The organism is Mesobacillus sp. MER 48 (genome assembly GCF_023714225.1).
In the GTDB taxonomy this organism is placed as follows: Bacteria; Bacillota; Bacilli; order Bacillales; family Cytobacillaceae; genus Mesobacillus; species Mesobacillus oceanisediminis_A.
On sequence record NZ_JAMAUR010000004.1, the window covers coordinates 164,195 to 184,992 of the forward strand.

A 20,798-nucleotide genomic window follows, 5' to 3' on the forward strand; every position below is an offset into this window, starting at 1 on the left:
ATTACTTACATTATATTGCATTTGTCACAAAATAGACACATTTGATTTTTGATTATTCTGAAACTTAAGGTCCGAATCTGTAATTGCGTTATATATCCTCTTTTAAGACTCGTATGGACTTCAACGTTTCCCAACAAATATTTCAAGATTTCATCACATTTATTTGCTAGTTTTAAAAGAGATACTTTCCGGGAGGGGGCGGCAGTATGCACAGGCTGCCAGGGCCATTTTGGTTTATCATACTTTTGCTTCTTTGGCTTGTGCCTGTTGATGCCAGCGCCGAAGATCTTAAGGTGGAGGAAGGACAATCGATCCAAAGGATGCTTGACCAGGCGGAAGCAGGAGACATCCTCACAATCTTTCCAGGGACCTATAGGGAAAATATTGTGATCAATAAGCGAATGACACTGAAAGGAGAACAAGGGGCAAAAATTGATGGCGGGGGAAAAGGCAATGTCATCGAAATCACTGCACCTGATGTCACCGTTAAAGGACTGACGATACAAAACAGCGGTTCAGGGCAGGAGGACAGCGGGATTTTCATTAAGAAAGCTGATGGAAATATTATTGAAAACAATACATTGAAAGATGTCCATAATGGAATTTATATAGCGAACAGCATGGATAATCGGGTGCTGAAAAATAGCATAACAAGTTATGAATCCCATTTTTCGAAGCGTGGAAACGGGATCCACATGTTCAAGGGCGGCGGCCATTTGCTGAAGGAGAATGAAATCGCTGCTGTCCAGGATGGTATTTACTATGACTTTACGGAACATGTCAAAGTAACAGGAAATCATGTCAGTGATTCACGATATGGAATGCACTTCATGTTCAGTGAAGACATTTCTGCAGTTGGGAACCATATCGAAAAGAATGTGACCGGGTTCATGGTGATGGATTCGGCAGACATCACATTCATTGAAAACAGGGTAACCGATCACTTTCATTTCCGGGGTTTTGGCATAATCATTTATGAAACGAAGAATGTCCTGGTTGAGCGCAATGAAATGTTACGGAACAGCACAGGATTGTCCTTGGAAAACGGAATGAATCTATCAATCAACAGGAACCTGATTGCGGCAAACCAGGTTGGGCTTGAATTCGTGGGAAAAAATAAAAACAATCTTTTGGCTGAAAACAATTTTATCGGCAATGTGGTCCAGTCCAGGATTTCGGGGGAAGACATGAGGCTGGATGATGGATTGAAGGGAAACTACTGGGATGATTACAGCAGTTTTGACCTTTCGGGCGATGGCATTGGCGAAGAGGCCTATAAGGCTGGCTCTTTATATGACCGTATTCTTCGTAAACAACCGTACTGGCAATTCTTTTTCGAAAGCCCGTCTGTCAAGCTGTGGACAAAGGCGGAATCCTTATTTCCAAGCTTTGGATCGGCAGAGGTCTATGATGCGCGTCCGCTGATAGAACCGGCAGAAATCCAACTCTCTGCTGCACAGCAGAATGGGGACCAGTGGAGGTACGGAGTGATTGGAATGGTATTTATTGCGATATCGTTATTAGTCATTGTGAAAGGAAGGAAATTCAGATGATCAAGAAGCTTGGTATATTACTGCTCCTTTCAGCGACAGCTGCTGGCTGCAGCAACAATGTGATGGGGCCGGAGGAAATCAACCCGGAGATTGATGTTTGCGAAGTCTGTAATATGGGTCTTGCCCATGAGCACTATGCCACTGAGGTCGTTGCCGCTGATGGGGAAGTATATAAGTTTGATGATATTGGCTGTATGGATGAGTTCCTTGAGAGGGAAGCAGATCTTCAGGATGAAAAGGCAGCCAAAAAATATGTGCGTGATGTGGATACAGGTGAATGGGTGGAACTGCAAAACGCTTTCCATGCCTACCATCCTGATTTCTGGACACCGATGGCAAATGGAGTGGTAAGCTTCAAGGACAAGGAGAGTGCTGAACAATATGTGAAAAAACAGGGCATGGGAGAAGTGTTGAATTATAAAGAGTTAAAAAAACATGAGTGGAGCTGGGAGCAATGATGCATATTGCCAGGCAGCAGATGACCCTGTTGATGAGAAGCCACTGGCTGGCAGGCTTTGGCTTGCTGTTCTCATCTCTTGCCGTCATGGTTGCATTCCTCGGGAACACCGGGGGCTCAGGCTTCGATGGATTTAACCGGATGACAGCGAGCCTCCTGAATATCAATTTATTGCTGATCCCCCTGCTTTCACTTTTAATTGGGAGCCTGTTCCTGTCTGGTGAAAAGGAGGATCGGGGGCTGATGCTGCTTCTGACGTATCCTGTTTCGCCCTGGAGTGTGATCCTCGGAAAATATACAGGTTTGTTTGTCGCCATCTGGTCTGTGCTGACATTTGGATATGGAGCAGCACTGCTGGTGATTTTCTTTTTAGGCGCGGGTGTTTCTATATCACTGCTGTTATTATTTTATCTCTACTCCATATTGCTTGCGGCGATTTGTCTGTCACTGGCGATGGTGATTGGGACCATTGCCAAATCGCGATTCCAGGCGCTTGGCATCAGTTTGATTGTCTGGGCATTCCTGGTCCTGTTCTATGAATTTATCATTATGGGTTTAAGCATGCTCCTAATGAAGCAATGGCTGCTGCCGATGCTGACAGTGTCGATTTTCCTGAACCCGATAGAACTGATCCGGGTCCAGTCGATCCTATCGCTTGATGGCGCATCGGTATTTGGCCCGCGATTATATGATTTGACGATCTGGGCGGATGGCATGATGGGAAAAATGCTGTTTATTCTTGCTGTCTTGCTCTGGATGGTTTTGCCGGTGGTTTTTTCGGTGCGCAGGCTGAAAAGGGGTGTTGCAGATGAATGAGGAATGGATCAGGATTGAAGCACTGGCCAAGCATTACAGTGAGACAAAAAAGGTTAAAGATATCAGTTTTTCAATCAACAAGCCGGAAATCTTCGCTCTTTGCGGCGGAAACGGTGCGGGAAAAAGTACGTTGATTAAAATGCTGACAGGCATCATGAAGCCGACCAGTGGGAAGGTTTTTCTCGAAGGGAGTGAAATCGACCCGCGAAACCATGATTTTAAAGAACTGTTTTCGTATATGCCAGATGAAATGTTATTCCCGTGCCAATTGACTGCTCTTGAAGTGTTGACATTTTTTGCGAGATTAAGAGGCATCAGTGATGAAAGAGTGAATGAAGCACTTCAGCAGGTCGGTTTATTTGAAGTGCGTCATATGCAGATCAAACAATATTCAAAAGGCATGCAGCAGCGGCTTTCCCTGGCGCAGGCACTGCTCCCTGATGTTCCATTAAGGATTCTCGACGAACCGACTAATGGGCTTGATCCACTCTGGGTGTTACGCTTCAAGGAAATTATTAAGGAAGAGAAGCGGCAGGGAAAAACGATTTTTTTCACTACCCATATTCTCAGTCTTGTAGAGGAATTGGCTGACCGGGCTGCCTTCATGGAAGAAGGGAAGATGAAGGTCTGTGATGCCGTCGATTCACTTATCCATCAGAACGGCAACTACCTTCCATTGGAAAAAGTATTTTTCAATTAGCATTCCTCCGTTCCACTAGCGGCACTGGTGAATAAGAAAACTCCCGGTAAAATGGTACCGGGAGTTTTTTCGTTTTATCAAAGCTTTCTTTTCGAAACGTGAGCTGTTATTCCTTTTTGAAGCATCGGAAAAAACTTATCAATGACCGCTTTCTTTTTTGCTGCTGTCTTCCATATTGTTTTCGCTATCTTTATTCATGTCTTCCATATCGTTTTCATTATCTTTATTCATGCTGCCCGAATTCATCTTCATTTTCTTCATATATCTTTCATTCGCCATCTGGTCGATTTGCTCCCATGAAGCCATCATTGCGTTTTTATCGCTGTTTTCTGCGATGAATTTTTCGGCGCTTCCCTGATCTTTGAAGAAAGCATATCCGTATTTCATCGGTGTTTTAATCTCGGCTTTAACAGGTATGGCGGCATCTGCATCAATCCATTCTGATGTCAGGTAGTCACGCACCCATTTTTCCTCGAATTCAACTTCATCGCGTCTGGGTGTATTCAACAGACATCCAGAATCATCAAAGAACACATAGTCACCGTCTTTGGTTTTCGCCTGTGCCGTGAAAACGCCCATCGGATCTTTTTCAGGATATACCTTCATATTGCAGAAAGCACAGACATCGTCAGCGCCTGGCTCATGTGGGCCGTCTGCGTGATCATCTGCTTCATTCTCTTCATGTTTCATTTCTTTAGCTGCGGTATCCTGGTCATCTTTTGGCTCGTTTTTGGCAGAGTCATTACCGCAGGCTGAAACGATTGTCATCAACATTATTGCCATCATGACAGCAAGGAATTTCTTCATACAATCTCCTCCTTTGATCGAATATAATCCTATCAGGGAGTTGTGATTAAAATGCGAAAAAAACGTGGGGAAAAAGTGAGATACACCGGTTTTTTTTGACGATTTTATGACAGGAATTCAAAAAGTGCGGGAATATCACTATTCATGTCTTTGTGATAATTTAACTGAATTTTAATAGTCTTGAGTATATTTGGACAAAAGTATAAGATTTAAATGATAGCTATATTTTGGAAATAGCGAGGTGCTCGACATGAACGATGTAGAGGCTCTTATTTTAAAATTGATAATAGAGGATCCGTACATTTCACTGAATGATCTTGCCGCTAAGACGGATGTGCCGAAAGATGCAGTTGCCGGCTATATCTCCTCCTTAACAAAGCAAGGGAAAATTTTGGGGAGAGCCTATATGTTGCCAGAGAGACGCCAAGTGTTATGTGTAGGCGGTGCAAATATAGACCGAAAGATATGGGCGAAAGGTGTGCTGGAACTGGGCACTTCGAATCCGGCTGAGAGCTCAAAGTCTTGCGGCGGGGTTGCCAGGAATATTGCGGAGAATCTGGGGAGGCTCGGGAATAATGTCAGTGTGCTGACAGTTGTGGGCGATGACCATGAAGGACACTGGCTGATGGAATACACAAGGGCGTTCGTCGATTTCACTCCGTCCGAGTTCCTCAATGGTCAGTCTACTGGGACCTATACGGCAGTCCTGGACCATGATGGGGAAATGACTGTCGCTTTAGCCGAGATGTCAGTCTATGATTCTATCACTCCAGCATTCATCGATCCCAAATGGGGTTATTTTGCTTCAGCGGATTTCATCATGCTGGACACCAATTTTCCGGCAGATGTGCTGGAGCGGATTATCGAGCGATGCCGCAAGGAAAACATCGAGCTTTGTATCACACCTGTTTCATCGCCGAAAGCGAGGAAATTGCCTGACAACCTGCTGGGGGTTACCTGGCTGATTGCCAATAAGGAGGAAGCGGAAGCGATTTCGGGCATCACAATTGAAAACGAAGGCGACTTTTTCAGGGCTGCAGAGATCATCATACATAAAGGTGTCGAAAAGGTTGTCATCAGCCGCGGAGATAAAGGATTGATCTATTTTACAAGAAAAGGTGAAGCTGGAGTCCTGATTCCCCCAGCGATCTCTGTCATCGATGTGACTGGAGCGGGTGATTCGCTCGTCGCCGGGATCATCTATGCCCATCTTAATGGAATCCCGACTGAGGATGCCTGTAAGATCGGGATGGCCTGTTCGATTATTACCTTGCAGTCGATCGAAACAGTGAACCCCATCTTGAATAATAAACAGTTACTCGAAACTTTCAAACAAAACTTTAAATAAGCGAGGTACAACATGCTGGAGAAGTGGCTTGATTTTTCACAGGAAGTAATAGAAGCGAAGAACGCGGGCAGACCGATCGTTGCTCTGGAATCTACGATTATATCACATGGGATGCCTTATCCACAGAATGTCCAGACAGCAAGGGAGGTAGAGCAGATCATCCGTGATAATGGGGCGGTTCCTGCAACCATTGCCATTCTTGATGGTAAAATTAAGATCGGGCTCTCGGATGAAGAACTGAAGTACCTGGGCAAAAGCAAGAATGTAGAAAAAACCAGCAGACGGGACCTCGCGTATCTGTTATCAACCGGTAAAAATGGAGCAACAACAGTGGCAGCCACAATGATCTGCGCAGAACTGGCAAATCTAGAGGTATTTGTGACAGGAGGAATTGGCGGTGTACATCGTGAAGCGGGAACAACGATGGATATTTCTGCCGACCTGCAAGAACTGGCAAAAACAAATGTAGCAGTAGTATGTGCAGGCGCCAAGTCGATTCTGGACCTGGGATTGACTCTAGAGTATCTTGAAACCCATGGTGTACCTGTTGTAGGCTATGGTACCGATTCATTGCCAGCGTTCTATACACGGACGAGCCCGTATAATGTAAACTTCCGCCTCGATACTCCCGAGGCTGTCGCGGATATGATCAAAACTAAATGGGATCTTGGGCTCAATGGTGGAATCGTCGTTGCCAATCCGATCCCTGAAGGTGATGCAATGGAAGAAAGTTTCATAGCTGACGTGATCGAAAAAGCACTGGCAGAAGCGAAGAAAAAGCATATAGACGGCAAGCATTTGACCCCATTCCTGCTGGGTAAGGTTAAAGAACTGACCGAGGGAAAGAGCCTTGTTGCTAATATCGCGCTTGTCAAAAATAACGCCAGGGTGGGAGCGAAGATTGCCGCCAGCCTTTCCAAACAGAGAATCAGCCATTAAGGCTGTTTTTTTTTGGTATTTTGGTCTAAGATGCATTCTTAATTTGTATTTTATAATACTCGCTACTTTTCTTTATCAATACGGTTCTTGAATTTCATGAAATCAAGGTAATAAGAAAAATCTTCTTTGCTGATCCCATTTTTTATTGCTTCGTCAACAAGTCCGATCCATTCCTCATCAACGGGGATCGAATCAATCCTTTTTGTTTGCTGGCCCATCAGGTTCTCCACAGACGTATCCAGATTGTGGGCAAGTCGTGATAAAACCTGGAGCGAAGGATTTTCTTGAATGCCTCTTTCGATATAACTTAGGTATGACTTGGAAACATTCGCTTTTTGAGAAAGTTCAGTAATAGAATAGTTTCTTTCCAATCTTAATCTTTTAATCTTCTCTCCAACCTTCATCTAGTTATCTCCTTAAAATCAACTATATTCATTATAACGAACAAATAGATTCTTTAAAAAATACGAAATAGTATGAGAATGGAAGGAATTTCTTAAAAAAGAACGATTATTGTTCTTTTTTAAGAAAATTTGCCTTATTATGGACTTTTTCAAAAATGGTTCCTCTGAACTATACTCGAATGGAGTGTAGTAGTACCGAGTTAAGGAGGCAAATGGCAATGTACAGAAAAAACTGCGATCGATGCAATCGTCCCTCGTTTAGCAGCAGTGAACAGGGTGAATGGCTATGTCCGGTGTGTGGCAATGATTTAACAAGGTACCCGTTTTTCAATGCCATCAGCCTTGAAAAAGTAGTCCTAAAGCATCGCGGGAAAAGGCAAACCTATCCAAAAACTTCACAGTCCAAAGGCTTATCTTCAGATTTATGGGGGTGAATGTAAAAAAAGAGTTCAACATTTAAGGATAGGATGCGACAAAAAATACTAGTAAAAAGATTTAAATTTTCAGAAAAATAATGTTTTAATCTATAAATTTGTAATTGTTTGGAAGAAAAAGAAGGATAGTTCCAGAAATTCGCCGACAAATATTTACATGTTAAATATATAGAACAAGGTACAATGACATTGGGAGTAAACGATTAAGCAAAAAGGTACAGATAAAGGCAAACTGGTTGAAAAACCAGGACGCAAAGTCACGGATCTAAGGTGCAAAAGTACTATGATGGCCGGGCCGCCTGGGATACTAACTGTATTTTGGGGGGAAGAACTTGATTAAAGAACAGGTAATTTTCGAAGAATTGGATACAGAATGGATGCAGCTGATCATGGAAGCATTGGAGATGGGAATAAATAAAGAAGAAATCAGGAAATTTTTAATGACCAATAGGCAGGAGTAAAGGATACATAAAGATAATCGTTATATACTCGGGCAGCTCCTTACAGAGGTGCTTTTTATTTTACAAAAAAGGGACAGCGAAATGGCTGTCCCTTGTGATTATTTATTATTGAGTTTCCATTTGTTGAACTCGAGAAATTCACGGAACTGGTCTTTGCTGATTCCGGAATCCATTGCTTCTTTCACAAGATTAACCCAGTCAGAATCAATATTTTCTTTATCGACTTGTTCATGGATCAATTGATCAACCGGGACATTCAGGACTCCAGCGATCTTCTCAAGAAATTGAATTGAAGGATTCGTTTGCAGATTCCGTTCCAAAGAGCTTAAATAGGACTTTGCGACGCCAGCTTGCTCAGCCAACTCGGATAGGGACATTCTTTTCTCTTGTCGAAGTTTTTTGACGCGTTCACCAATCACAGTATCCACACACCTTGTCAATTTATAGTTATATCATAACAAATCTGATAAAATAGTTCCATATTAAGAACACCTTACAGAACAATTATAAACAATCTTCTCAATTTTTGTGGTGTTTTTTTTAATAAAAGGTTGGGAAAAAAATAGTCTCTATAGTTATCGGCGGTTAACGGTGAATTTTTATAAAAAGTAAACAGGATAGTCTATAATATTCTTTTATTCGAAAAAAAGGTAAAATGGTAGCAATCAGACAAGGTACGGGTGATGATATGCAGAAAAAGTATTTATTGATCTATGAAGAAATCGCCAAACAAATCCAGGAGGGGCATTACCACGCCAAAACAATTTTGCCATCTGAAAATGAATTTGCCGAAATGTATCAGACATCACGCGAAACAATTCGCAAAGCCCTGAATCTTCTCGCACAAAATGGCTTTATCCAAAAAATCCGCGGCAAAGGCTCACTCGTGCTCGATTTGAAAAGGCACCAGTTTCCGATTTCCGGGCTAATCAGTTTTAAAGAACTCGCGAAAAATATGGGCGGAAAAGCAAAGACGACTGTGGATGGGTTTGATCTCGAACAGGCAGGAGCGGATATCGCGAGGGAACTGAATGTTGACAATGATGAGATGGTCTGGAAGGTGAAGAGAGTCAGGCATATTGATGAAGAACGGGTCATCCTCGATAAGGATTTTATCGTCGAAAGGCATGTGCCAGGCCTGTCACGCCAAAAATGCGAGAATTCGATTTTTGAATATATTGAGCAGGAACTGGATAAAAAAATCAGTTTTGCCAAAAAGGAATTCACGGTTGAGGAACCGAGTGAAGAGGATCGGGAGCTTCTGGATATGGAAGGATTCCATGCGATTGTCATCGTGAAAAACTATATTTATTTCGATGATGCGACACTTTTCCAGTATACCGAGTCAAGGCATCGTCCCGACAAGTTCCGGTTCGTGGATTTCGCCAGACGTATGGATACACAGAATATATAAAAAAGAGCTGCCGTTGACAGGCCTGGGCGACCAGGCTGTCATTAGGCAGCTTTTATTAATGTTTCGGATATTTTCCGACTAGATGAATGGCACTGATGATCCGTTTATTGATCCAGGCCCTGTTCTCCTGAGTGTTTAGCTGTTCATAAACCATCTTTCGGCCATCTTCCGTAGTGACATAGTGGCTTGGAAGAGTGTTCAGGCTGATGGCGATGATATCATTACGGCACTTCTGGCAATTGCAGAAAGTCTGGTAATCGGGGCTCATCATCAACACATTGACAAGAGTCGAAACCACTTCCTCCATTACATTGATATAACCAAATTTCATGGTGCTCCTTCTCTCCCTAAAGATGTCCTAAATAAATTATAGACGAATTACGCAAATATAAAATCTTTTTTTTGCTTTAAACTTAAGATAGGTCTATTTACATAATTTTATTGTAAAAAGTGGAAGTGTTTATTGATGTTTTGTCCTCTCCAGACAGGGAAGATTTAATAGTGGAGAATTTATTAAAGGAGATGTTGAATCCATGGGTAAGAAAATTGCCTGTTTAATAACAGACTTATTTGAAGACGCAGAATATCTTGAGCCTTCTCGTGCATTTACAGAAGCCGGACATGAGGTTATGACGATCGAAAAAGAAAAGGGAAAGACGGTAAAAGGCAAGCAGGGAAAAGCCGAAGTCAAGATTGATGAAAGCATTGACAACGTCAAGCCGGAAGATTTTGATGCATTATTCATACCGGGCGGCTTTTCTCCAGACCAGCTGCGCGAGGATGAACGATTCGTCCAATTCGCCAAGTACTTTATGGATGAGAAAAAACCCGTATTCGCAATATGTCATGGTCCGCAGCTGTTATTGACAGCCAAGACACTTGAAGGCAGAAGTGCGACAGGCTATAAATCCATTCGTGTCGACATGGAATACGCCGGTGCGAAATACCAGGACAAGGAAGTCGTCGTCTGCTGCAACCAGCTGGTGACAAGCAGAGAACCGAAGGATATTCCAGCGTTCAATCGCGAAGCACTTAAAGTGCTGGAATAATGTTGAGAACCCTTTTGCTGAGGCAGAAGGGTTTTTTATTGTGTGTGCAAACTGGAAAAACATAAAAGTCGCTATATAAAAGAAAAAGTCGCTATAAAAAGAGGAAACTCGCTATATAAAAGAAAAAGTCGCTATAAAAAGGTGAAACTCGCTATATAAAAGAAAAAATCGCTATATTTACGAGAAAGTCGCTATAAAATAAGATTCTCGCTATAAAAAATGATTGCAGAGATTTGTTAAAACCGTTAAAAGTGGATTTTCTGTGATAGTAATCAAGTAAACTAAGCCTATTTGCTTTTACCTTGTGAGGAACTGGTTCATTTTGCGAAATTTTACGTATAAGATAATATAGAGGGTGAAATGAATCAGGGAGATGACGGAATGATTGTTTTGAAATCGGCTCGAGAGATTGAGAACATGAAGGAAGCTGGAAAATTGCTTGCTTCTGTGCATAAAGAGCTTCGCAAGATCATCAAGCCAGGGGTGACGACCTGGGAAATTGACCAATTTGTTGAGGATTATCTGAAAAAGCATGGAGCCACACCAGAGCAAAAAGGCTACCGGAATTATCAATATGCAACATGCGCAAGCATCAATGATGAGGTTTGCCACGGTTTTCCGCGGAAAGAGGCTTTGAAAGAGGGCGACATTGTGACGATCGACATGGTCGTCAACCTGAACGGTGCCCTTGCTGATTCGGCCTGGAGCTATGCTGTAGGAGAAATCAGTGAACAGTCGCAAAAGCTGTTGGATGTGACGAAAGAGGCCTTATACCGCGGGATTGCTGCTTCCGTACAGGGTAATCGGGTTGGCGATATTGGCCATGTGATCCAATCATATGTTGAAGCAGAAGGATTTTCAGTTGTCCGCGAGTTCATCGGCCACGGGATCGGCTCGGTCATTCACGAAAAGCCGGAAATCCCTCATTATGGCTTCCCAGGCAAGGGGCCAAGACTCAAGGAAGGCATGGTGTTCACCATCGAACCGATGGTCAATGTCGGAGAATGGCCGACGAAAATGGACTCAAACGGATGGACAGCAAGAACGGTTGATGGAACCCTATCTGCCCAGTATGAACACACAATCGCAATCACAAAGGAGGGTCCGATTATCTTAACGGATCAGGATTAAAAAATGTATGGGGCTGAACCAAAATTCGGTCCTTTCTTTTTGCGAAGTGTGAAAAAAATTTTCATCCTGCTTAAATAATGATGAAAATCTTTTGGTAAAATAAAGTGGTTAAAAAAGGGGGCAAAAACATGGCCAGTGAACTGAATGGACAAAATGTCATCGTTAAAATTAAAGCGATCTACTCATCGCTTTCATCAAAGGAGAAGGCGGTCGCAGATTATATATTGAAGAACACCCAGGATATCATCCACCTCTCGATCACGGAGTTTGCGGAGTATGCCTCTGTTGCCGAAGCGACCATTTTCCGCTTTTGTAAACGGCTTGGGTTCAGAGGATATCAAGCCTTCAAGATTGCCCTGGCTAGTGAACTCGTGGAACCGATCAAGAATATCCATGAAGAAATAACAGAAGAGGATGAGGTCGTAACGCTTGCGGAAAAAGTGTTCGCCGGGCATATCGAGGCCATGAAGGAAACGCTAAACCTTTTGGATGCCAAAGTTCTTGAGAAGATTATCGATGTTCTTGTCCAAGCTTCGAAAATTGATTTTTACGGATCAGGCGGTTCATCAGCCATTGCGCTTGATGCCTATCATAAATTCCTGCGGACAGGCATCCATTGCAATGCCCATAGTGATGGACACCAGCAAATCATTTCTGCCGCGCTGCTTGGACCCGGGCAGGCTGCGATCGGCATTTCGCATAGCGGCAGCAATAAAGATGTCATAGAAGCGTTAAAAATAGCAAAAGCTAATGGGGCAGCGACCATCGCAATCACCGGACATTATAAGTCCCCACTGTCAAAGGAAGCGGATTATGTTCTCTATACCACATCCCGCGAGACGCTTTTCCGGTCTGAAGCACTGGCATCCAGACTCGTCCAGTTGAGCCTGATTGATGTGCTCCATGTGGCAGTATCCGTGCGCAGGCAAGACCAGACTTTAGGAAATCTGCAGAAAATCAGGGAAGCGATTTCCATTAAAAGATATTAACGCGTGAAAATTATTTTCTTCTATTTTATATACATATGAAAAAATATTTGATACTATCATATTATATTCAAGCTCTCTTCTTATGCAGAATCTGCACGAAAAGAGTTACATAAAAAGGAGTGCATCGAAGTGAAACTAGGAATGGTTGGCCTTGGTAAAATGGGCTATAACTTGGTATTGAATCTGATGGAAAACGGCCATGAGGTTGTGGCGAATGATATAAATGAAGAAGCAATGCAGAAAATCAAAGCAGAAGGCGCTGAAATCGCAGCAGACTATCAGGCAATGGCGGATATGCTGCTAAAGCCGCGCGTGATCTGGCTGATGATTCCTGCTGGTGATTTGATCGACCAGGTAATCGAGAAGTTCACGCCATACCTTGAAGAAGGTGACATCCTGATTGATGGCGGAAACTCCAACTATAAGGATACGTTAAGACGTGCAGAAAAGCTTTCTGCTGCCGGCATCCACTTTATGGATGTGGGAACAAGCGGCGGAATGGAAGGCGCACGCAATGGAGCCTGCACAATGATCGGCGGCGATGCAGAGGTTTTTGCCCATGTTGAGCCAATCTTCAAGGACATTTCCATCGAAAAAGGTTATCTTTACACAGGTAAGGTTGGAAGCGGCCACTTCCTGAAGATGGTTCACAATGGTATCGAATACGGAATGATGCAGGCAATCGCAGAGGGCTTCGAAATCCTTGAGAAGAGCCAGTTCGATTACGATTACAAAGAAGTTTCACGCGTCTGGAACCACGGCTCTGTCATCCGCAGCTGGCTGATGGAACTGATGGAAAACGCATTCTCAAAAGAGCCGAAGCTTGAAAGCATCAAAGGCGTCATGCATTCATCAGGCGAAGGAAAATGGACAGTCGAAACCGCACTAGACCTGCAAACAGCAGCTCCAGTCATCGCGCTGTCACTGATGATGCGCTACCGTTCACTTGAAGATGATACCTTCACAGGCAAGGTTGTTGCTGCATTAAGGAACGAATTCGGCGGACATGCTGTCGAAAAAAAGTAAAAGCTTGAAATCAGGTTCTCCTCTAATAGAGGAGGACCTTTTTTGTTGTTCATAAAATTATCCTATTTTGCAAGATGGCTACATTGCTTTTTCCGTTATAGTGAAAGTGAATACGGAAAATGGAGGCGCGAAACGTGAAAACAAAGTGGTATTTCTTTTTCCTGACGACAGTTGCCGTTTCGGCTATTATATATGCTTTTCTTGGGTTCAAGGGCGATGGTCCTGCGGAAATTGGGGTCCTGATGATCGGGGAAAATCGCCATGAAAAGTTCACTGGCCTGGAAAAAGGGCTTAAGGATCTCGGTTACAGCGGCAAGGAGATCCATTTTACAGTGAAGAATGCGGATGATGATGAAAAGCTGCTTGATAAGCAAATCGATGATCTACTAAAAAGTGAGCCAGATTTAATTGTTACGCTTGGAGGGATCGAATCCCTGCGTCTAAAGGAAAAGTTGGATAAGGAGAAAATCAAAATTCCTGTTGTTTTTGCAGGTATTGCTGCACCGAAGGAATTGGGCTTGATAAAGGATTACAAGTCACCTGGCGGGATTTTTACCGGAATCAATAACTATCATGCCAGTATTTCTGGAAAACGACTTGAAATGCTGACATCACTGGTTCCGAAAATTGAAAAGGTGCATGTCATATATGACAGCAAGATTGACGTCAGCAACTTAAGCCTTAAAGAAACAAGGATTGCTGCCCAGGCACTTGGCGTGGAGATATCCCCATGTGATGCAAGCTCGAAGGAATGCCTGGAAACATTGTGGAAAACGGTTAAAGATGAGGAGGCGATCCTGATCCTCCCCAGTTTCAGGATCGAATCGCTGACAGATGACATTGTCAGGCTGACCGAAGAGAAAAAAATTCCTGCTATGGGATTATATGATTTTGAAGCGGAAAAGGGGCTCCTGGCAAGCTACGGATCCAGCTTTCATTCACAAGGCTACCAGGCGGCAAGATTTGTCAGCTTGATCCTTCAGGGAAACAAGCCGGGAGAACTTCCGGTCGAACTGCCGGATGGCATCCGTTTTGTCATCAACCAGCAGACAAAGGACGCACTTGGCGTCAAATATAATGACGATTTGCTGAAGTTGGCGGAGCTGATCCATCCCGAAGTGCAAGGAGGCCGGAGTCAATGAAAGCAATGACTGATTTTATGCAATCGCAGACAATCCGGAATAAGGTCCTTGTGTTTGGAGTGGCCATGTCGACCATTCCGCTGCTGCTCATCAGCTTATTTTATTATTCTTTTGTAAAAGCGGATTTGGAAACGCGAATCATCGAAAAACAGCATCTTGTGCTTGAGAATTTGTCCCGTGAGATTGAATTTGAATTCAGCCAGACATTTCAGCGGATTCAGGTCCTTGCATCTCTCAATCTATTAGATAAAAAGCAAAGTGCTTTATATGAGCTTTTGCAGCAAAGCGAATCTGTCGAGGAGGTTGTGATCGCGGATGATAAAGGTTTTGTGGAGCAACGGGTGTCCCGATATGATCTCAATATCGCTGGAAGCATGGAGCGCTGGTTCACGGATGATATGTGGTTCCAGCTGCAGACCCGCGATAAGGTATATGGCCAGGTAGACTTCAACCAGTATGGCCAGCCGGTCATGAAACTGGCGATCCCATTTTATGGAAATGGCACAAAGAAAGCGATTGGGGTAGTAGTCCAACTCCAAAAAATCATCGGGAAAATATCTTCAATGCGCCAGGATCATTCTTCCTATATCTATCTGGTTGATGATAATGACCGTGTCATCGCCCATCAGGATTACAGCAAAATCTGGCATAAACAGCCTTCTGGAGGCCATGATGAAATTGGCGTGACAGCGAAAATTGAAGACTTGAACTGGATTCTCGTGATGGAGCAGCCGAAAACGACTGCGTTTGCTCCCATCAACAGGATATTGCAAAGCGGCATAGGTGCTGTCGCCCTCCTGATCTTGACGGTGAGCCTGATCAGTGTATGGGCGGGCCTTTATTTTACAAGGCCGATCGTTTCGATTGACCGGGAAATGAACAATTTGAAGCAGGGACGTAAAATCAGTCCTGTGAAAATGAGGCGCACCGATGAACTCGGGAAACTCGCAGATTCCTTCAACGACATGAGCAAGGAGCTGCTCGAAAAATCAAGATTGCTTGAGCAGGAGAAGGAAAGGCTCAATGTCGTGGTGAACGGGATTGGCGCGGGACTGGCGCTCGTGACGAAAGAGTACCGGATCACCTGGATGAACCCGATTTTAAAAGGCTGGTTAAAAGAAGACCGGCTTACGCTCCCTTGTTATACCTTGATTGGCGGGGAGAATACGCCATGCCTGAACTGTCCGATTACTTGTCCAGACCTTGATAAAATTGCCGATGAAGTCATGAAGTTCAAGGATGGGCCTAATGGCGAGCGGATATTCAGGCACAGGGTGTTCCCGCTGAATCACGCGATTGAGGAAGAAGGCGAATTCCTCGTCGTGCTCGAGGATATCACCGAGCAAAAACAAATGGAAGAAACGATGATCCAGACTGATAAACTGAGCGCGCTTGGCATCATGGCGTCAAGCTTCGCGCACGAAGTCAACAATCCGCTGGCAACAATCAATGTGTATGCGGAGGACCTGATTGACCGAATCCAGGCTGGCGACGAAGATTTGGATGAGGATGAGATGGAGCACTATCTTCGTAAAATCAAGGAGAACACTGAGCGCTGCAAAAAGATCACCGGGAATCTGCTTAATTTTTCCAGGAAAAACGATTGGACACAAGAACACATCCACATCAGGGAAATCATTGAAAGCAGCATCAGCCTTGTCGAACACCAGCTGAAAAAGCAGCGGATTCAGCTTGAGCTTCAAGTCCCTGATTCGCTGCCAATGGTTACCGGTGATGGACTAAAACTGATGCAAGTCATCGTCAACCTGATTAACAACGCAGTCGATGCGATGGAGAGCGAAGGAAGACTGCTCGTCTCCGCTTCGGCAGATGATGAGGGGCAGGTTTCCATCAAAGTGACCGACAGCGGCCATGGAATCCCGGCCGAAGCGATGGATAAATTGTTCGATCCATTCTTCACAACGAAGCCAATCGGCAAAGGAACCGGACTTGGACTGTCCGTCTGCTATGGCATCATCCAGCAATTTGGCGGGACAATCACGATTGACAGCAAACCAGAGGAAGGAACAACGGTGGAAATCCAACTGCCGGCAGAACTGCAAGCGGGAATAGAAGGTGAAGATCAGTAAGAGGAAGACGGACGAGGTTTTTCCAGACAGCAAACAGATGCTAACCTGTATTCTGGACTAGAAACAATGGAGGTGGGCTACGATGTCAGCAACAAGATTATTGGTCGTTGATGATGAACAGGATTTGCTGGAGCTATTGGTAAGGCGGCTGAGGCGTAAGGGGTTCGATGTGGACAGCGCGGGTACGGCTGAGGATGCACTCGAGCTTGTGAAAAAGAATGAATACGACATCGGCGTTTATGATATCAGACTTCCAGGCATGGATGGCATCGAGTTGTTAAAAGAAACGAAGAAAATTCAGCCCGATATCGAGGTGCTGATCTTGACCGGGCACGGGACGATTGATACCGCCATTGAAGCGATGAAGGTGGGCGCCTTTGATTATATCACCAAGCCTTATAATCTATCAGAGTTGGAATTGACGATAGGGAAGGCTGCTGAAAATAAGGCGCTCAAAGAGAAAAACGAATTAATGAAGAAAATCATCGCACAGCATAATGAATTCAGGATAATTGGTGACAGTGCCAATTTTAAAGAAGTGATCGAGATGACGAGACGGATTGCCGACAGCGACGTACCTGTCCTGATTGAGGGTGAGAGCGGCACTGGGAAGGAGCTGTTCGCGAAGGCTCTCCATTACTGGAGCTTCCGCGCTGATGAGCCATTTGTGCCCGTGAACTCCGGTGCGCTGCCTGAGCACTTGTTGGAGAGCGAATTGTTCGGCCACGCCCGCGGCGCTTTTACCGGAGCGAGCCAGGATAAGAAAGGCCTCGTCGAAGCGGCAAAAGGCGGAACACTGTTTTTGGATGAGTTGGGTGAAATGCCGCTTGCGCTTCAGGTGAAATTGTTGCGGTTCCTCGAAACAGGTGAATTCCGACGCGTCGGCGATGTCCGGGAGCGCCATGTGACCGTCCGCGTCGTCGCCGCCACGAATCGCGACATGGAAAAAGAAGTGGCTGAGGGACGATTCCGTGAAGACCTATATTACCGGTTGAATGTCGTCAAGCTGACGATCCCGCCGCTGCGCGAACGGAAAGGCGATTTGCCTGCACTGATCGAGCATTTTATCGCGAGGACGAAAGACCCGTCGAAGCAGTTGTCGGCAGAAGCATTTGCTGCGATGGAGCAATATGATTTTCCGGGAAATGTCCGCGAGCTCAGCCACCTGATCGAACGCGGCGTGCTCTTGTCGAAGGGCAGCCTGATTAAAACCGACGATTTGCTTTTGCCAAAACAGGCTGCGGTTGGTGCTGCTCCCGCTGGTGGGGAATCAAGACTCTGCTCACTTGAAGAAGTCGAAAAAATACACATCGATAACGCCTTGAAGCAGATGAACTGGAACAAAACAAAAGCAGCAGATGTGCTCGGCATCAGTGTGCGGAATCTCTACCGGAAGATTGACCAATATGATTTGAAAGAGTAGTTTGTATGTGGGCGGCGAACTGGAAAAAAAACCGTGGAATTTCCAGTTCGCTATATAAAAGAAAAAGTCGCTATAAAAAATGAAAACTCGCTATATAAAAGAAAAAGTCGCTATAAAAAATGAAAACTCGCTATATAATCCAAAAACTCGCTATAAAAATTTTATGGAACAGAGAAAAGGAATTTAAAATGTGAAAAGAGAATTATTATAGAAGAAAAATAAGAGGAAGTGATGTGCTTGATTGAAAAAAATAGGGATTTTCCAAGAGAAATTACTGTTTTGAAGGCGATTTTAAGGAGATTCACCTTAAATCCGCAGCTGCAAACGGATCTTGAGAGCAAATTATCAAGAAAATCAGCAGGCTACAAAGGTGAAAAAGAACTAGACTATCATTTATCGCAATTTGACCACACAAGATTCTATATTTTACACGATTTAAGAATTCCCCATAATAATACCCACTTCCAGATTGATTCCCTCTTGATATCAGAAACCTTCATGCTTGTCATTGACTCAAAAAATTTCGCTGGCACTTTGGACTTTCATCCGGAATTCAACTATTTGCTTCAAACTTTGAATGGAATTGAAAAGGTCTACCCTGATCCCATACTGCAAACAAGAACCCAAGCTGCGCAATTAAAATCCTTCCTAATTAAAAATCATTTTTCCCCACCTCCTATTGAATTCCTTGTTTCTATTAGCAACTCACAGGCAATTATCAGGAATCCTGGAAACCACCATGATGTAAGAGTAAGAGTTTGTAAAACTCCCGCTGTTGCCTATAAGATTCAGTCCTTTAATGACAAATATAAAAATGAGGTTTTATCAATAAAGGAAATAAGAAAAATCACCAAGCTGCTATTGAAAAGCCATGAACCATATATTCCTGATATTCCTTCAATGAATTTGCCTATGGATCAAGTAAAGAAAGGAGTCCAATGTCCGGAGTGCCAGCAGATCGGCATGAAAAAAATTTATGGCAACTGGATTTGTGAAAAATGCGGCCATTTATCAAGAGATGCTCAGATAGAAGCACTTAGAGATTTCTTCATCATATTTGGTCCTGCTATTACGAGCAGACAATTCAGCGATTTCCTCCAAATCTCATCCATCCACCAGTCAAAAAGGCTGCTTTCGGCGTTAGACCTAGATAGCAGCGGTTCCACCAAAGGAAGAATCTATACCCCGGGAAAGAACTTCCCCTTATAGGATTAATCAAACTCACCAAAGCGTATGTCATTCCTGCACACCATGCCAAAATGTCACATGCCAAAATTGCAGCATCATGACAAAATGGCACACAAGCAGCGTCTGAAACCGGCGACTAAAATCGGTTTCAGATGCTTTTTCTTGTTCACAGAAGTGTCACGAATCCGCGAGCCTTACTGCCCCAAGGAATCGCAATACCCATTCATCCGAAAACACTCCATGCCAAAAAAGTTGGCACGCAGCTTGCAATATAATTAGGCAAGAAAAAATAAAAAAGGAAGTGGCAACATGCTATCCAATATTGGTATTCCTGGTTTGATTTTGATCCTTACTTTGGCGTTGATCATCTTCGGCCCGAAAAAGCTGCCTGAAATCGGCAGGGCGTTCGGCCAGACGCTGAAGGAATTCAAGAAGTCGACTCGTGAGCTGACTAGTGACATTACTGACGACATTGTGGATGACATCAAGGAAATAAAGAAAGAAATCTAAACGCATAAAAAGAGGTGACGTAAAATGGGTCTTTTTTCAAATGAGAAAAAGGTAGATTACGATAAAATCGTCGACAAGATGCTGCCGGACGCACAGAAGGAAATGGATGAATCACAGTATGACACAGAGCTTGGCCTGAACATGGCGCGCGATGCCAGAAAGGTCATCAGCGGCAAACTGAAAATCGAAGACTTCCATAAAATCTACTCTTCATCGCTGACAAAGGAATTTGGCAACTATTATGCATCTGGGGATGGACCAGACATTAGGAAGGGTGACGGCCCGAAATGGGCGATGGTCATTGATCTGAAAAAATGCGTTGGCTGTGATACGTGTACCGTCAGCTGCAAGGCAGAGAACAGGACGCCGCCGGGCATCTCCTACAACGTCGTCATGGAATCGCTTGAAGGTGAGTTCCCGAACATCAAGGCGGTCAACCTGCCAAGGCCGTGCATGCAATGTGACAAACCAGCATGTGCACAGGTTTGTCCGACAAGGGCGACTTATAAGATGGAAAACGGCATTGTCGCGATTGATAATGACCGCTGCATTGGCTGCCGATATTGCATCGTTGCCTGCCCGTATGGCGCCCGTTCATTTGATTTTGGCGAAAGCTATGAGCAGGAAGTGCAAGGCGCAAATGATGTAACAAGCCCTGAATATGGCGTAGAGCGCGGCAACCGCGAAAAAGGCAAGACACCAATAGGCACGGTCCGTAAATGCAGCTTCTGCTTCCACCGCCTGCAAAGGGGCGAAGAGCCAGCATGCGTGGAAACGTGCATTGGCGATGCCCGCTTCTTCGGAGACATCAGCGATCCGAACAGCGTGGTATCAAAGCTTGCTGCAAGTCCAAGAGCATTCCGCCTGAAGGAAGAGCTTGGAACACATCCGAACGTCATTTATCTAAGATAGGAGGG

General features: G+C 44.3%; 23 protein-coding genes and 1 riboswitch. Of the genes, 19 read left to right on the forward strand and 4 right to left on the reverse strand.

The window, feature by feature from the left end; all coding sequences use genetic code 11:
* Positions 1–206: 206 nt before the first annotated feature.
* Genes nosD through M3593_RS15635 form a run of 4 tightly spaced genes read left to right on the forward strand, consistent with a single transcriptional unit; the run spans position 207 to position 3,526 of the window.
* Entirely contained in the window at positions 207–1,553 is a 1,347-nt protein-coding gene (nosD, locus tag M3593_RS15620; protein WP_251543985.1) for a nitrous oxide reductase family maturation protein NosD, read from the forward strand.
* A complete protein-coding gene (locus tag M3593_RS15625; RefSeq protein WP_144475203.1) occupies positions 1,550–2,011 on the forward strand; it encodes a nitrous oxide reductase accessory protein NosL in 462 nt (153 codons plus the stop codon). The genes nosD and M3593_RS15625 overlap by 4 nt, the downstream gene beginning before the upstream one ends.
* Positions 2,008–2,826, forward strand: coding sequence for an ABC transporter permease (locus M3593_RS15630; RefSeq protein WP_144475202.1), 819 nt, complete (start codon positions 2,008–2,010; stop codon positions 2,824–2,826). Before M3593_RS15625 ends, M3593_RS15630 begins: the two co-directional genes overlap by 4 nt.
* Complete coding sequence (locus M3593_RS15635; RefSeq protein WP_251543983.1) at positions 2,819–3,526, forward strand: ABC transporter ATP-binding protein; 708 nt, start codon at positions 2,819–2,821, stop codon at positions 3,524–3,526. The genes M3593_RS15630 and M3593_RS15635 overlap by 8 nt, the downstream gene beginning before the upstream one ends.
* 138 nt (positions 3,527–3,664) lie before the next feature.
* Here M3593_RS15635 and M3593_RS15640 read toward each other — a convergent pair whose 3' ends face one another.
* Complete coding sequence (locus M3593_RS15640; protein WP_144475200.1) at positions 3,665–4,333, reverse strand: nitrous oxide reductase accessory protein NosL; 669 nt, start codon at positions 4,331–4,333, stop codon at positions 3,665–3,667.
* Positions 4,334–4,583: 250 nt separating this feature from the next.
* Here M3593_RS15640 and M3593_RS15645 point away from each other — a divergent pair, with 250 nt between their 5' ends.
* Both M3593_RS15645 and M3593_RS15650 read left to right on the forward strand, forming a co-directional pair.
* Positions 4,584–5,681 carry a carbohydrate kinase gene (locus M3593_RS15645; RefSeq protein ID WP_251543981.1) on the forward strand — a complete coding sequence of 366 codons (1,098 nt, stop codon included), beginning with the start codon at positions 4,584–4,586 and terminating at the stop codon, positions 5,679–5,681.
* 15 nt (positions 5,682–5,696) lie between these two features.
* Positions 5,697–6,620, forward strand: coding sequence for a pseudouridine-5'-phosphate glycosidase (locus tag M3593_RS15650; RefSeq protein WP_283905375.1), 924 nt, complete (start codon positions 5,697–5,699; stop codon positions 6,618–6,620).
* A 62-nt stretch (positions 6,621–6,682) separates the two neighbouring features.
* On the opposite strand, the gene M3593_RS15655 is transcribed toward M3593_RS15650, so the two are convergent.
* Positions 6,683–7,024 carry a helix-turn-helix domain-containing protein gene (locus M3593_RS15655; RefSeq protein ID WP_144475197.1) on the reverse strand — a complete coding sequence of 114 codons (342 nt, stop codon included), beginning with the start codon at positions 7,022–7,024 and terminating at the stop codon, positions 6,683–6,685.
* Between the two features lie 218 nt (positions 7,025–7,242).
* Between M3593_RS15655 and M3593_RS15660 the strand changes: the two genes are divergently transcribed.
* Positions 7,243–7,458 (forward strand): hypothetical protein, encoded by a 216-nt coding sequence (locus M3593_RS15660; RefSeq protein WP_251543980.1) that lies wholly within the window; start codon positions 7,243–7,245, stop codon positions 7,456–7,458.
* Positions 7,459–7,674: 216 nt separating this feature from the next.
* A riboswitch (cyclic di-GMP riboswitch) is annotated at positions 7,675–7,761 on the forward strand.
* Positions 7,762–7,790: 29 nt separating this feature from the next.
* On the forward strand, positions 7,791–7,919 hold the full coding sequence (locus M3593_RS15665; RefSeq protein WP_144475195.1) for an anti-repressor SinI family protein: 129 nt from the start codon (positions 7,791–7,793) through the stop codon (positions 7,917–7,919).
* 98 nt (positions 7,920–8,017) lie between these two features.
* Here M3593_RS15665 and M3593_RS15670 read toward each other — a convergent pair whose 3' ends face one another.
* A complete protein-coding gene (locus tag M3593_RS15670) occupies positions 8,018–8,338 on the reverse strand; it encodes a helix-turn-helix domain-containing protein (protein WP_144475194.1) in 321 nt (106 codons plus the stop codon).
* 269 nt (positions 8,339–8,607) lie between these two features.
* On the opposite strand from M3593_RS15670, the gene treR reads away from it, so the two are divergent.
* The gene (gene treR / locus M3593_RS15675) at positions 8,608–9,333 is read left to right on the forward strand and encodes a trehalose operon repressor (protein WP_144475537.1); all 726 of its coding nucleotides are present in this window, start codon (positions 8,608–8,610) and stop codon (positions 9,331–9,333) included.
* A gap of 55 nt (positions 9,334–9,388) precedes the next feature.
* On the opposite strand, the gene M3593_RS15680 is transcribed toward treR, so the two are convergent.
* On the reverse strand, positions 9,389–9,664 hold the full coding sequence (locus tag M3593_RS15680) for a late competence development ComFB family protein (protein ID WP_251543978.1): 276 nt from the start codon (positions 9,662–9,664) through the stop codon (positions 9,389–9,391).
* Between the two features lie 202 nt (positions 9,665–9,866).
* On the opposite strand from M3593_RS15680, the gene M3593_RS15685 reads away from it, so the two are divergent.
* From M3593_RS15685 to M3593_RS15730, 10 genes are all read left to right on the forward strand, one after another.
* The gene (locus M3593_RS15685) at positions 9,867–10,382 is read left to right on the forward strand and encodes a type 1 glutamine amidotransferase domain-containing protein (protein ID WP_144475193.1); all 516 of its coding nucleotides are present in this window, start codon (positions 9,867–9,869) and stop codon (positions 10,380–10,382) included.
* A 381-nt stretch (positions 10,383–10,763) separates the two neighbouring features.
* A complete protein-coding gene (gene map / locus M3593_RS15690; RefSeq protein WP_144475192.1) occupies positions 10,764–11,513 on the forward strand; it encodes a type I methionyl aminopeptidase in 750 nt (249 codons plus the stop codon).
* Between the two features lie 128 nt (positions 11,514–11,641).
* A complete protein-coding gene (locus tag M3593_RS15695; protein ID WP_251543976.1) occupies positions 11,642–12,502 on the forward strand; it encodes a MurR/RpiR family transcriptional regulator in 861 nt (286 codons plus the stop codon).
* Between the two features lie 129 nt (positions 12,503–12,631).
* Positions 12,632–13,528 carry a phosphogluconate dehydrogenase (NAD(+)-dependent, decarboxylating) gene (gene gnd / locus M3593_RS15700; protein WP_251543974.1) on the forward strand — a complete coding sequence of 299 codons (897 nt, stop codon included), beginning with the start codon at positions 12,632–12,634 and terminating at the stop codon, positions 13,526–13,528.
* 134 nt (positions 13,529–13,662) lie between these two features.
* Complete coding sequence (locus M3593_RS15705) at positions 13,663–14,670, forward strand: ABC transporter substrate-binding protein (RefSeq protein ID WP_251543972.1); 1,008 nt, start codon at positions 13,663–13,665, stop codon at positions 14,668–14,670.
* On the forward strand, positions 14,667–16,760 hold the full coding sequence (locus M3593_RS15710; protein ID WP_251543970.1) for an ATP-binding protein: 2,094 nt from the start codon (positions 14,667–14,669) through the stop codon (positions 16,758–16,760). The genes M3593_RS15705 and M3593_RS15710 overlap by 4 nt, the downstream gene beginning before the upstream one ends.
* 82 nt (positions 16,761–16,842) lie before the next feature.
* Positions 16,843–18,183, forward strand: coding sequence for a sigma-54-dependent transcriptional regulator (locus M3593_RS15715; protein ID WP_251543968.1), 1,341 nt, complete (start codon positions 16,843–16,845; stop codon positions 18,181–18,183).
* A gap of 237 nt (positions 18,184–18,420) precedes the next feature.
* Positions 18,421–19,392 (forward strand): nuclease-related domain-containing protein, encoded by a 972-nt coding sequence (locus tag M3593_RS15720; protein WP_251543966.1) that lies wholly within the window; start codon positions 18,421–18,423, stop codon positions 19,390–19,392.
* A 288-nt stretch (positions 19,393–19,680) separates the two neighbouring features.
* Positions 19,681–19,881, forward strand: coding sequence for a twin-arginine translocase TatA/TatE family subunit (gene tatA / locus M3593_RS15725; protein WP_251543964.1), 201 nt, complete (start codon positions 19,681–19,683; stop codon positions 19,879–19,881).
* Between the two features lie 24 nt (positions 19,882–19,905).
* A complete protein-coding gene (locus tag M3593_RS15730; protein ID WP_144475184.1) occupies positions 19,906–20,793 on the forward strand; it encodes a 4Fe-4S dicluster domain-containing protein in 888 nt (295 codons plus the stop codon).
* Positions 20,794–20,798: the final 5 nt, after the last annotated feature.

What these genes read in the sequence shown, in the direction of transcription:
- nosD (WP_251543985.1), top strand. Translation starts at nt 207, where the DNA reads ATGCACAGGCTGCCAGGGCCATTTTGGTTTATCATACTTTTGCTTCTT.
- M3593_RS15625 (WP_144475203.1), top strand. Translation starts at nt 1,550, where the DNA reads ATGATCAAGAAGCTTGGTATATTACTGCTCCTTTCAGCGACAGCTGCT.
- M3593_RS15630 (WP_144475202.1), top strand. Translation starts at nt 2,008, where the DNA reads ATGATGCATATTGCCAGGCAGCAGATGACCCTGTTGATGAGAAGCCAC.
- M3593_RS15635 (WP_251543983.1), top strand. Translation starts at nt 2,819, where the DNA reads ATGAATGAGGAATGGATCAGGATTGAAGCACTGGCCAAGCATTACAGT.
- M3593_RS15640 (WP_144475200.1), bottom strand. Translation starts at nt 4,333, where the DNA reads ATGAAGAAATTCCTTGCTGTCATGATGGCAATAATGTTGATGACAATC.
- M3593_RS15645 (WP_251543981.1), top strand. Translation starts at nt 4,584, where the DNA reads ATGAACGATGTAGAGGCTCTTATTTTAAAATTGATAATAGAGGATCCG.
- M3593_RS15655 (WP_144475197.1), bottom strand. Translation starts at nt 7,024, where the DNA reads ATGAAGGTTGGAGAGAAGATTAAAAGATTAAGATTGGAAAGAAACTAT.
- M3593_RS15660 (WP_251543980.1), top strand. Translation starts at nt 7,243, where the DNA reads ATGTACAGAAAAAACTGCGATCGATGCAATCGTCCCTCGTTTAGCAGC.
- treR (WP_144475537.1), top strand. Translation starts at nt 8,608, where the DNA reads ATGCAGAAAAAGTATTTATTGATCTATGAAGAAATCGCCAAACAAATC.
- M3593_RS15680 (WP_251543978.1), bottom strand. Translation starts at nt 9,664, where the DNA reads ATGAAATTTGGTTATATCAATGTAATGGAGGAAGTGGTTTCGACTCTT.
- M3593_RS15685 (WP_144475193.1), top strand. Translation starts at nt 9,867, where the DNA reads ATGGGTAAGAAAATTGCCTGTTTAATAACAGACTTATTTGAAGACGCA.
- map (WP_144475192.1), top strand. Translation starts at nt 10,764, where the DNA reads ATGATTGTTTTGAAATCGGCTCGAGAGATTGAGAACATGAAGGAAGCT.
- M3593_RS15695 (WP_251543976.1), top strand. Translation starts at nt 11,642, where the DNA reads ATGGCCAGTGAACTGAATGGACAAAATGTCATCGTTAAAATTAAAGCG.
- M3593_RS15710 (WP_251543970.1), top strand. Translation starts at nt 14,667, where the DNA reads ATGAAAGCAATGACTGATTTTATGCAATCGCAGACAATCCGGAATAAG.
- M3593_RS15715 (WP_251543968.1), top strand. Translation starts at nt 16,843, where the DNA reads ATGTCAGCAACAAGATTATTGGTCGTTGATGATGAACAGGATTTGCTG.
- tatA (WP_251543964.1), top strand. Translation starts at nt 19,681, where the DNA reads ATGCTATCCAATATTGGTATTCCTGGTTTGATTTTGATCCTTACTTTG.
- M3593_RS15730 (WP_144475184.1), top strand. Translation starts at nt 19,906, where the DNA reads ATGGGTCTTTTTTCAAATGAGAAAAAGGTAGATTACGATAAAATCGTC.